This window comes from Bathymodiolus platifrons methanotrophic gill symbiont (genome assembly GCF_002189065.1).
GTDB lineage: Bacteria > Pseudomonadota > Gammaproteobacteria > Methylococcales > Methylomonadaceae > Methyloprofundus.
Map to the genome: position 1 here is coordinate 1 of NZ_BDMN01000283.1, position 11,205 is coordinate 11,205.

Here is an 11,205-nt window from a genome sequence, read left to right on the forward strand (position 1 = left end):
TAGCATAGTTTCAATTTTACCATAAATAATTATTGGGAAACTTCAGATCAATAAGTCTTTACAAGTAAAAAGTTAAAGCGTGTTAAAATGTCAAAATTTACAGCCGGTGTTTTAATTTGTGTCGGTTTTTTAGCGTCTTACATGAACGAAAGGTAATAACAAAGCGTGTACACGATTTCAAAACAATTTAATTTTAGTGCAAGCCATATTATTGAAGGTTTACCTGAAGCCCACCCATGTAGCCGTTTGCACGGTCACAATTATGTTGTAGAACTGGTTTTAGGTGCTGAAGAATTAAATGAAACAGGTTTTGTTGTTGATTACAATGAACTTGTTGTTTTTAAAAATATGATTGATGAAACTCTGGATCATCGTCATTTGAATGATGTATTAACGGGTCCAACTACGGCTGAAAGTATTGCTAAATACCTTTATGAGCATGCAAAAAGTATTTGGCAAGAGGTGCTATCAGTGAGCGTTAGTGAAACGCCGAAAACCAATGCTACGTATCGCCCTTAACATATAAAAGAATAATAAGTCTATGCAGCGTAATATCGAATTTTCCAACCTGCAATTTTTAAAAGACAGTGTAAAACGTATCTTGCCTAACTCACAGGCAGTTGCCTTAGCTATCATATTGATCGGTGGCTATTTTCTCATTACATCGCTATCTAATGTCTTGATGCCTGTCTTTATTGCGATTGTTTTAGCTTATCTATTAGAAGGGCTGGTTAAAAAACTAGAGATTAGGCTTAAACGACTACCAGCAGTATTAATTGTGTTTACCGGGTTTATGGCTGTATTTAGTTATGTGTTATTTGGTTTAATGCCGATGCTGTATCAGCAATTAAAGCAACTATTGCAACATACCCCAGATATCATCAAGAGTTCACAGGCCGAAATTTTAAAGCTTCCTGAAGCCTATCCGCAATTTATATCTGCTGATAAGTTAAAGGAATTAATGTTCGCCATACAACAGGAAGCAATAATTTATGGTCAGGACTTATTAAGTCTCTCTGCCTCATCGGTTGTGGGCATCATTAGTGCTTTGGTTTACCTTATTCTGGTACCTGTTTTAATTTTATTTTGCTTAAAAGATAAATCCATTCTATTAAGCTGGTTTGGCAAATTTATGCCTAGAGATAGGCTGCTATCAATGAATGTCTGGGCAGAAGTTGATATGCAACTGGGTAATTACATACGCGGTAAATTTGTTGAGGTTATTTTATTAAGCGTTGTAAGTTATATGACCTTTTCGGGTTTAGGGCTTAACTATGCCATGTTGCTTTCTGTCTTTATGGGACTGCAAGTTATTATTCCTTATGTAGGCGCTACTTTAGTCACTTTTCCGGTGCTGGGTGTTGCCTTTTTTCAATGGGGATTTGGTGGTGATGAATTCATGTATGTTGTTATCGCATATTCAATCATACAGACAATTGATGGGGTTATATTAGTCCCGTTACTTTTTTCTGAGGCAGTCAATTTACATCCTGTTGCCATTATTGTCGCTATTTTATTTTTTGGTGGGCTATGGGGGTTTTGGGGGGTCTTTTTCGCTATTCCTTTAGCCACATTGGTTAAAGCAGTTACATCAGCCTGGCCGCGCCTGGATGATAAAATGCATACTTTTGATATGTAACAAGCCAGGCCAGACTGTATTTCGTTTTTTTGAAATAATCTTTTCTATTCTACGCTACATCAGTTTGCTTTGAACTCGTTATTACTTGCAATTGCTAACTGAATTTAACTAAAACATATTTTTATGAAAAATCTACAGCGCTTACTGCAAGTGATGAGGCAATTGAGAGACCCGGAAACTGGTTGCTCATGGGATATAAAACAGGACTTTAAAAGTCTTATACCTTACACGCTGGAAGAGGCTTATGAAGTTGTTGATGCAATTGAACGTGAGGATATGCAGGACCTAAAAGCTGAATTAGGTGATTTGCTATTTCAGGTAGTATTCCATGCTCAACTTGCAGAAGAACAAGAGCTATTTGATTTTGAGCAAGTAGCACTGAGTGTTGCTGATAAATTAGTGCGTAGACACCCACATGTGTTTTCTGATGTTGTTTATGGCAGTGAAATAGAGCAAAAGCAAGCTTGGGAAGCACTTAAGGCGTCAGAAAGAGCAGCGAAAGAAGCTGAAAACCATACCATATTATCAGGGGTAGCGAAAAATCTGCCTGCATTGGTACAGTGTAAAAAAATTCAGGATCGAGCGGCAAATCATGGCTTTGACTGGCCTGAAGTGGAGCCTGTTTATGCTAAGGTATTAGAAGAATTAGATGAAGTTAAAGAGGCCTGGCAGTCAGGTGATCAAGAGCATATTGAAGAGGAGATTGGCGATTTATTACTTGTCGCTGTAAACCTTGCTCGACATATGCAGGTCGACCCCGAACAGGCACTAAAAAAGAGTACCCGGAAATTTACCCGGCGCTTTGAATATATAGAAGAAAAAGTGGCACAATCAGGGCGTGAAGTTAATAAATGCCAGTTAGAAGAATTAGATAGCTTATGGAATGAAGCTAAAATAGCACTGCAGAAAGCCTAAAGTCAAAACAAAAGAAATCTGTAGAGCGGACTTCAGTCCGCTAAACTAAAGCCTGCATATCGGACTTACATTAATTTAGCTTTACCCACAGCTTTCCTGGAATAAAAAAATGAGAGAGATAATTAGAAAATGACAACATTCAATAATGTAACTATTGTTAAAAAAGCCAATATATATTTTGATGGACAAGTAAGTAGTCGTACCGTTCAGTTTGCTGATGGTTCGGAAAAAACATTGGGTTTTATGTTGCCTGGCGAATATACTTTTAATACTGCCGCTAAAGAAATTATGGAAATTATGGCTGGAGATCTGGATGTGTTATTGCCTGAATCAGAACAATGGCAAACAATTAAATCAGGTGAGTCATTTGAGGTACCCGCAAATGCACAGTTTCAGGTCAAAATTAAAACACCTACTGATTACTGTTGCTCTTATTTAAAGTGATGACAGAGCAACGTATCATTTCGATAGAAACAAAAATAGCTTATCAGGAAGATACTATCGCACAACTGAATGATGTAGTGTGTAAGCAACAAAATCAGATCGATAATTTAGAACGCCTCACTCAGCAGTTGATTAATCGGGTACTTGATTTATCTGAGACCGCTGCACATTCTGCCGCGCCATTATCAGCGGCTGATGAACGTCCTCCACATTATTAAGGGAGACGGAAATAAATAACCGTCCAATTTTTAAACGTTAATAAGCTAGATTCAATAATCTTTGTGGATAATTTCGACTACCCACTTAACAGGAAATATTGCGGTAGGGTGCGCATCGCGTACCTTTCAGAGCTGCTATAGTTGCTCTGAAATTTTCAAGCAATATTATTCGGAAGCGGGATCTTTAGTCCCGTCCAAGCATGCGGGACTAAAGATCCCGCTTCCGAGCATTTCTGACTGCCCAGAATGTATGGAAATCATTTACCTGAAAGCCTATAAGTATGCGATGCATACCCTACACAAAGCTTGTTCCGCGTTGAATTAGTCGTCTAATTTTGGATGATTTAATTTTTCCATTTCCCTAATGCCAAATTACCTAAAAGCCTAAATTACTTATGACTAATAATGATGTTTTGCGTCGTATTCGCTATACCTTCGATTTTAATGATAACCGCATGATTGAAGTATTTGCCTTGGCAGATTATAAGGTATCGCGTGAGCAGGTAAGCGCCTGGTTAAAAAAGGATGATGATTCTGGTTATCAGGAATGTAGTGATACAGAAATGGCTATTTTTCTAAATGGTCTGATAAACGATAAACGTGGTAAAAAACCAGGCCCGCAAGTTGAACCAGAAAAATCTTTGACTAATAATATTATTTTTAGAAAATTAAAAATTGCCTTAAATTTAAAAGATGAAGATATTATGCAGATAATGGCGCTTGTAGACTTTCGTCTGAGTAAACATGAATTAAGTGCTTTTTTTCGTAAACCAGCGCATAAAAATTATCGCGAATGTAAAAATCAGATTTTGCGTAATTTTCTAAGCGGAATGCAGCGCAAATATAGAAAGGGTGATTAAGGTCAGACAAGCTGACCTCATTATATAGTTAGAAGGTATCTTGTAGTTACGAAGTCGAATTATCCTGCCATTCTCGTTTATATGTCCTCGGGGAGTTATTCTGGTTTGAAGTCAACTTTAGCGATTTTAATTAGAGTTATTACTTCAAATAGAAACATGCAATGAGCGTCCATTTAATGCCAGGGCACTTTCGTGTAATGCTTCAGAGATAGTCGGGTGAGCATGTATTGTACGTGCCAGATCCTCAGCTGTAGCAGAAAATTCCATAGCTAATACTGCTTCGGCAATTAATTCCGAGGCGAGTGCTCCAATGATATGCACTCCTAATATGATTTCTGTATCAGCTTGCATAATCATTTTTACCATTCCAGAGGTGGTGCCCATAATTTGCGATCGACTGGTAGCACTAAATGGGAAAATACTGGTTTTAATATTTTCACCTATGGCCAGTAAATCCTGTTCTGTCTGGCCAACCCAGGCTATTTCAGGATCAGTATAAATGACATTAGGTATTGTATGGTAGTTAATAGGGGACTGTTGTCCGGCAATATGTTCAGCAACAAAAATTCCCTCTTCGATTCCCTTATGTGCCAGCATGGGGCCTGATAAAGTTAAGTCTCCGATAGCATAAACCCCCGGAAGTGTTGTACAGCAATTTTCATCAACATGGACAAAACCTTCCTCATCCAGTAACAAATCAGCAGAAGCGGCTATAAGTGACTCTGTGTTGGGTTTCCTGCCCGAAGCGACGACCAGTTTATCAAATGAACATTGGAGTCGTCCCTGGCTATCTTCGTATTCCACACTGACTTGTTGTTGCTCAATGTTAGTTGAAATGACGCGCGCACCTAAACGGATATCTAGCCCTTGTTGTGAGTATAGTTTGAATGCTTCGTCAGATATTTTCTGATCAGCCATATTCATAAATGAATTCTGAGCTTCAAGCAGGACTACTTTTGTACCTAATTTATTCCAGATGCCAGCAAGTTCAATACCGATTGCTCCGGCAGCGATAATGCCTAGTGTTTTAGGGGTACTTTGTAAGTTTAATGTGGTTTGAATATCAATGATAAATTTATTATCTATTGGTGCAAAACTTAGTTCAACAGAGCTAGAACCAGCAGCAAGGATTATTTTATTAGCAGTAACAGCCCTAGGTAAATTATCTCCTGCTGCATTATTAATAGGGGTTATTTCAACCCGGTTTGGATTAATAAGCTGGGCATGTGCGCGTATAGATTTAACCTTATTATCGTCAAATATTTTTTTGACTTGCTGGTTTAATGCATTAACAATTGATTCCTTACGTTCAAGCATTCTAGGTAAGTCTGCCTGAATATTGTCTGCACTAATACCGTGATCGGCGATACCATGATTGAGTATATTAAATAATTTTGCCGATTCTAAAAGCGCGACTGCCGAAATACACCCGCCATTGACGTAGTTACCAACCCAGACAAGGAGTAGATTTATCAGGGTCCCAATTGTCAATGCACGCTGTTTTTAGGCCTAGTTGAGAGGCGCGTGTTGCTGCAACATACCCAGCAGGCCCTGCACCTATAACAATAACATCGAAATCATTTTTTTGTTGTGACATTAGAGGGTCCTCGCTTAAATATTGAGTAATAAATGTGCGGGGGATTCCAGTCCCTCTTTTATTGCATATAGAAATTGTACGGCATCGCGACCATCAACCAGGCGATGGTCGTAGGATAAAGCAAGATACATAACCGGCCGTATAACAATTTCACCATTTTCAACCACAGGACGTTCAGTAATGGCATGCATACCTAATATTGCACATTGCGGCGGGTTAAGAATCGGAGTGGAAAGCATAGAGCCAAAAATCCCCCCATTAGTGATGGTAAAAGTACCGCCATTAAGCTCTTCATAGGAGAGTGTGCCCGCTTTAGATTTTTCTCCAAAATCAACAATATTTTTTTCTATACCAGCAAAATCCAGTTGATCGGCATCACGTAATACCGGCACAATCAATCCTCGTGGGGAAGCAACAGCGATACCGACATCATAATAACCATGGTAAATAATATCTTCACCATCTATTGAAGCATTAATGGCTGGAAAGAGTTTTAGTGCTTCAATTGAGGCTTTAATAAAAAAAGACATAAAACCTAATTTAACACCGTGCTTGGCAATAAATCGGTCTTGATATTGTTTACGCAGATCAATAACACTTTGCATATTAACTTCATTGAATGTAGTTAACATGGCCGCATTTTGCTGTGCCTGTAATAAACGCTCGGCAACTTTTGCGCGCAAGCGTGTCATAGGCACACGTTGCTCTGATCTTCCACTGCTACTGCTAGGTGCTGGAATGGCCTTGTTAATGATAACAGGGGCTTTTTCTGGGGCCGGTTCTACTTTTACTTCAGGAGCAGGTGCTGCGCTAGATTGTTGTGCCAGATAATCCTGTACATCACTTTTAGTGATACGCCCACCTTTTCCGGTTCCTGTGAGTAGGCCAGGGTCAAGGTCATTTTCAAAGATAATTCGCCGCACGGCCGGACTTAAGGGGATGTCATGACTCATTTGCATGCTGGTGTCTTCAACTACTACAGGCGCTTTAGGCAGTGAGCCAGGTTCTGTATTAATTTTAGCTAGTAAATCTCCGCTTGCTACAGTGCTGCCATCCTGAACAATAATTTCACTAAGAATACCTGCTTTAGGAGCGGGGACTTCAAGTACCACTTTATCAGTTTCCAGATCAACAAGATTTTCATCTTTCTCGATACTATCACCTACTTGTTTATGCCAGGTGATTAGGGTCGCATCTGCAACAGATTCGGGTAGAGTAGGGACACGTATTTCAAGGCTCATGGTATTAAATTCCTATGCAGAAGCAGATTGGCCGTATAAAGCCGTTTCTACCACTTCTTTTTGTTGTTCTAAATGTTTAGCTAAATTACCGACTGCCGGTGATGCTGAAGCAGGGCGACCACAATAAATTAAATCCAGATGATCGGGTTTGAAAATATCAAAATTATGTCGTGATTGATACCAGGCCCCTTGATTTTGAGGTTCTTCCTGACACCAGACGACAGTTTCCAGATTCGGGTATTTTTTAAATTCTTCGGTATAGTCCTGAATTGGAAAAGGGTATAGTTGTTCGATCCTGATAATAGCAACATTATCAGGGTTATTATGCGTACGTGCTTCTAGTAAATCATAGTAGACTTTACCTGAACAAAGCACTAAACGAGTGACTTTTTTTGCATCTATTGTGTTATCGGTTTCGGGAATAATATTTTGAAAATGTCCATCAACCAGGTCTTCCAGTGTCGATACGGCCGCTTTATGACGTAATAAACTTTTTGGCGACATAACTATCAGTGGTTTACGGTAGGTACGTATGACTTGTCGGCGCAATAAGTGAAATATCTGTGCAGGAGTAGAGGGAATACACACTTGCATATTCTGGTCTGCACATAGTTGTAGATAACGCTCTAGTCGGGCAGATGAATGTTCTGGGCCTTGACCTTCTAACCCATGAGGCAAGAGCATAACCAAACCCGATAAACGGCCCCATTTACTTTCACCAGAACTAATAAATTGATCGATTAATACCTGGGCGCCATTGGCAAAGTCACCAAACTGCGCTTCCCATATAGCTAAAGTCTCAGGAACTGTCGAGCTGTAGCCATATTCAAAACCTAAAACACCAGCCTCAGAGAGGATCGAGTCAAAGATTTGCGCGCGGCCTTGCTCTATATCCAGATGCTTAACTGGAATATAGGATTCACCATTAATTTGATTATGTAAAATAATATGCCGATGGAAAAATGTACCACGACCCACATCCTGACCGACCAAACGCACATTAAATTGATCCATAAGCAGGGTGGCATAAGCCATGTTTTCAGCAAAGCCCCAATCTATTGGCATGGCTCCAGCAGCCATTTTACGCCGATTTTCCATGATTTTAGAAACTCGTGGGTGCACTTCAAATCCGGGGGGTAAGCGTTGTGACTGGTTATTGCAAAATCGAATTCGTTCTAATGGAACTCGAGTGTCAGAGGGAGTCTCCCAATGCTGATCAACATATTTATCCCAAAGTTTAGAATAAGAATAACTGGAGTCGATCATAGGTCGTGAAACAGGCTTACCAGCATCGAGTAAGTCACTGTAGGATTGCTCCATTTGTTGAAATTGTTCTTCTGTTAAAACCTGCTTTTTAATTAATTCAGTAGCATATAATGTACAAGTCGTAGCTAATGCATTGATTTTTTTGTACATCATTGGCTGTGTTGTGGAAGGTTCATCAGCCTCATTATGGCCACGGCGACGATAGCAGATCAGATCGATAACTACATCTTTATTAAAAGTGGTACGGTAATCCAGAGCCATCTGAGTAACAAACAATACCGCTTCAGGGTCATCCCCATTAACATGAAACACAGGTGCCTGAATCATATTGGCAACATCTGTGCAATACAGAGTAGACCTGGCATCAAAAGGATCACTCGTCGTGAAACCTATCTGATTATTAATCACGATATGAATGGTGCCGCCCGTTGCAAATGCTCGGGTTTGTGCCATATTCAAGGTTTCCATGACAATGCCTTGTCCGGCAAAGGCTGCATCTCCATGGATAAGAATAGGAATTACGGTATTGTAACTGCCTTTTCCATATCGGTCCTGACGTGCTTTAACAGAACCTTCAACAACTGGGTTGATAATTTCTAAATGTGACGGGTTGAACGCCATGGTCACATGGGCTATGCCACCATCAGTCTGCATATTTGAAGAGAAACCCATATGGTATTTGACATCACCACTGATGACACCACGATTAGATTTGGCAGTGCCTTTAAACTCGCTAAAAAGTTGAGCCGGGCTTTTACCTAATATATTAATAAGCACATTTAACCGGCCTCTGTGTGCCATACCGATAACCAGCTCTTTAGTATCGTATTTACCTGAGCGTTGAATTATCTCATCAAGAATAGGAATCAGGCACTCACCACCTTCCAGTGAAAAACGTTTCTGGCCGACAAAATTTCGATGTAAGTATTTTTCTATGCCTTCAGCAGCCGTTAATTGCTGCAATAACCAGACTCTCTTTTGATTATCAATATTTTTACCTGGTTTTGAGCCTTCCAGACGATTTTTAATCCAGCGTTTAATATCGGCATCAAAGATATGCATATATTCAGTGCCAATATTACCGCAATAAATTTCTTTAAGCGTGGTGATAATATCTTTTAATGGTAGGCGATCTACACCGTATAAGGTTCCGGTATCAAACAAAGTATCCAGATCGGGTTCAGATAAACCATAATAATTTGGATCTAGATCAGGAACATTACGGTGAATTTTACCTAGCGGGTTATTAGTCGCCATTTCATGACCATGGGAGCGGTAATGATTAATCAAGCGGGCAACAGCAGATTGTTTTTTGACACTTTCCTCAGTAAAACCCTGCAACTCGGCGATACGAGAGGGGGTAGAGGTAGCTAGAAGAGCAAAACGTTCTACGACTGGGCTGTGTGCAATATCACGTTTATTATGTTTCTCAGGTAATTGGGAGAATTTTTCATGCCATGATTGTTCTATAGAATCAGGTTCTTCCAGATATTGTTCGTATAAGTCTTCTATATAAGGTGCATTACTTCCATAGAGAGCAGAGGTATCTTGAAAAAATTTAAGCAAGTCACTCATTAAAACATCCAGTTTATCGTACAAGTTGCGGTATCTTCGGCTGTAGCCTGTATATTACCAAGAAATTCAGGCTTGGTGAAAGGCTAAGTGAATTAAAATTCCATTCCCGGAAGTTTTATTAGCCGGTAATAGCGTTTAAAAAAAGATAGTTACTGACGAGTAGCCTGTAGAGCGTGGCTTTAGCCCGCTACCATGGCATAATAAACAGCCTAAAGTTACGCCCGCATCAATTAAATGATAACGTGGTCATCGCCTAATGACTGACCTAGTATATGGCAGTCGCAAAAAAATGTTTTTTCAGATTAATTAACTCTAGCATCTAATACTAATGAACAGCCCCAACAAAGAATGGCAATTCTGGATAGATCGTGGCGGCACATTTACTGATATTATTGCCCGCAAACCTGGTGGTGAATTAATCAGTCGTAAGTTACTCTCTGAAAATCCTGAACAATATCAGGATGCGGCCTTGCAGGGTATAAAAGAACTGCTGCATTTAGATAATGGACTAACAAACGATATTTCAGTATTAAAAATGGGTACCACTGTAGGTACTAATGCCTTATTAGAGCGCAAAGGTGAGCCAACGGTTTTATTGATTACGCAAGGGTTTAAAGATTGTTTACGCATTGCTTATCAGAAGCGCCCGGATATTTTTGCCTTGAATATTCAGTTACCTGAACTACTTTATCAGCAAGTTATTGAAGTTGAAGAGCGCTTAAATGTATTAGGGGAAGTTTTAACTCCGCTAAACAAACATCAGGTAGAGCCAGCATTACAAGCATTGTTTCAGCAAGGATTTCGATCTGTCGCCATTGTCTTAATGCATGCATGGAAATACCCGGAACATGAACTGCAATTAGCCAGTCTGGCTAAGTAAATAGGATTTACCCAGATTTCTGTTTCGCACCAGGTCAGCCCGTTTATAAAAATCGTTAGCCGTGGTGATACCACGGTCGTAGATGCATATCTATCGCCCTTATTAAGACGCTATGTTGAACGGGTGAGCCAAGGCTTGCAACAATATTCACAGCAAGCTAGCCAGCAAACCCAGTTGATGTTCATGCAATCCAATGGCGGATTAACAGATGCCAATAGTTTTCAAGGTAAAGATAGTATTTTATCCGGACCTGCTGGAGGTATCGTTGGTGCAATTGCTACGGCTGAACAGGCAGGTTTTAATAAAATCATCGCTTTCGATATGGGTGGCACCTCAACAGATGTCGCTCATTATGCCGGTGAATTAGAACGTAGTTTTGAAACAGAAGTTGCTGGAGTAAGAATGCGTGTGCCGATGATGAATATTCATACGGTAGCTGCAGGAGGTGGGTCAGTTTTATTTTTTGATGGCATGCGTTATCGTGTTGGGCCAGATTCGGCAGGTGCAAATCCAGGTCCGGCGAGTTATAGACGTGGTGGCCCCTTAACGGTTACTGATGCTAATTTAATA

The 11,205-nt window shown here is 40.0% G+C and carries 10 protein-coding genes and 1 pseudogene; 7 read left to right on the forward strand and 4 right to left on the reverse strand.

Going from position 1 to position 11,205, the window contains the following annotated elements:
* Nucleotides 1-165 precede the first annotated feature (165 nt).
* From CDZ78_RS15160 to CDZ78_RS15185, 6 genes are all read left to right on the forward strand, one after another.
* Entirely contained in the window at nucleotides 166-519 is a 354-nt protein-coding gene (locus CDZ78_RS15160) for a 6-pyruvoyl trahydropterin synthase family protein (protein WP_087870759.1), read from the forward strand.
* A 22-nt stretch (nucleotides 520-541) separates the two neighbouring features.
* Nucleotides 542-1,639 carry an AI-2E family transporter gene (locus CDZ78_RS15165; protein ID WP_087870760.1) on the forward strand — a complete coding sequence of 366 codons (1,098 nt, stop codon included), beginning with the start codon at nucleotides 542-544 and terminating at the stop codon, nucleotides 1,637-1,639.
* Nucleotides 1,640-1,762: 123 nt separating this feature from the next.
* Entirely contained in the window at nucleotides 1,763-2,554 is a 792-nt protein-coding gene (gene mazG, locus CDZ78_RS15170; RefSeq protein ID WP_087870761.1) for a nucleoside triphosphate pyrophosphohydrolase, read from the forward strand.
* A gap of 129 nt (nucleotides 2,555-2,683) precedes the next feature.
* Nucleotides 2,684-2,998: a pyrimidine/purine nucleoside phosphorylase gene (ppnP, locus tag CDZ78_RS15175; protein WP_087870762.1), complete on the forward strand. Its 315-nt coding sequence runs from the start codon at nucleotides 2,684-2,686 to the stop codon at nucleotides 2,996-2,998.
* Nucleotides 2,980-3,216: a SlyX family protein gene (locus tag CDZ78_RS15180; protein ID WP_244559268.1), complete on the forward strand. Its 237-nt coding sequence runs from the start codon at nucleotides 2,980-2,982 to the stop codon at nucleotides 3,214-3,216. The genes ppnP and CDZ78_RS15180 overlap by 19 nt, the downstream gene beginning before the upstream one ends.
* A 395-nt stretch (nucleotides 3,217-3,611) precedes the next feature.
* The gene (locus CDZ78_RS15185) at nucleotides 3,612-4,076 is read left to right on the forward strand and encodes a YehS family protein (protein ID WP_087870764.1); all 465 of its coding nucleotides are present in this window, start codon (nucleotides 3,612-3,614) and stop codon (nucleotides 4,074-4,076) included.
* Between the two features lie 144 nt (nucleotides 4,077-4,220).
* On the opposite strand, the gene CDZ78_RS15190 is transcribed toward CDZ78_RS15185, so the two are convergent.
* Genes CDZ78_RS15190 through CDZ78_RS15200 form a run of 4 tightly spaced genes read right to left on the reverse strand, consistent with a single transcriptional unit; the run spans nucleotide 4,221 to nucleotide 9,755 of the window.
* Nucleotides 4,221-5,567, reverse strand: coding sequence for an FAD-dependent oxidoreductase (locus tag CDZ78_RS15190; RefSeq protein ID WP_307190506.1), 1,347 nt, complete (start codon nucleotides 5,565-5,567; stop codon nucleotides 4,221-4,223).
* Nucleotides 5,521-5,673 (reverse strand): FAD-dependent oxidoreductase, encoded by a 153-nt coding sequence (locus CDZ78_RS24110; RefSeq protein ID WP_307190507.1) that lies wholly within the window; start codon nucleotides 5,671-5,673, stop codon nucleotides 5,521-5,523. Before CDZ78_RS24110 ends, CDZ78_RS15190 begins: the two co-directional genes overlap by 47 nt.
* Before the next feature lie 14 nt (nucleotides 5,674-5,687).
* The gene (odhB, locus tag CDZ78_RS15195) at nucleotides 5,688-6,914 is read right to left on the reverse strand and encodes a 2-oxoglutarate dehydrogenase complex dihydrolipoyllysine-residue succinyltransferase (protein ID WP_087870765.1); all 1,227 of its coding nucleotides are present in this window, start codon (nucleotides 6,912-6,914) and stop codon (nucleotides 5,688-5,690) included.
* 12 nt (nucleotides 6,915-6,926) lie between these two features.
* Nucleotides 6,927-9,755 (reverse strand): 2-oxoglutarate dehydrogenase E1 component, encoded by a 2,829-nt coding sequence (locus CDZ78_RS15200; RefSeq protein WP_087870766.1) that lies wholly within the window; start codon nucleotides 9,753-9,755, stop codon nucleotides 6,927-6,929.
* A gap of 328 nt (nucleotides 9,756-10,083) precedes the next feature.
* On the opposite strand from CDZ78_RS15200, the pseudogene CDZ78_RS15205 reads away from it, so the two are divergent.
* A pseudogene (locus CDZ78_RS15205) lies at nucleotides 10,084-11,205 on the forward strand (hydantoinase/oxoprolinase family protein); the annotation flags it as partial.

What these genes read in the sequence shown, in the direction of transcription:
- CDZ78_RS15165 (WP_087870760.1), top strand. Translation starts at nt 542, where the DNA reads ATGCAGCGTAATATCGAATTTTCCAACCTGCAATTTTTAAAAGACAGT.
- CDZ78_RS15200 (WP_087870766.1), bottom strand. Translation starts at nt 9,755, where the DNA reads ATGAGTGACTTGCTTAAATTTTTTCAAGATACCTCTGCTCTCTATGGA.
- CDZ78_RS15185 (WP_087870764.1), top strand. Translation starts at nt 3,612, where the DNA reads ATGACTAATAATGATGTTTTGCGTCGTATTCGCTATACCTTCGATTTT.
- odhB (WP_087870765.1), bottom strand. Translation starts at nt 6,914, where the DNA reads ATGAGCCTTGAAATACGTGTCCCTACTCTACCCGAATCTGTTGCAGAT.
- mazG (WP_087870761.1), top strand. Translation starts at nt 1,763, where the DNA reads ATGAAAAATCTACAGCGCTTACTGCAAGTGATGAGGCAATTGAGAGAC.
- ppnP (WP_087870762.1), top strand. Translation starts at nt 2,684, where the DNA reads ATGACAACATTCAATAATGTAACTATTGTTAAAAAAGCCAATATATAT.
- CDZ78_RS24110 (WP_307190507.1), bottom strand. Translation starts at nt 5,673, where the DNA reads ATGTCACAACAAAAAAATGATTTCGATGTTATTGTTATAGGTGCAGGG.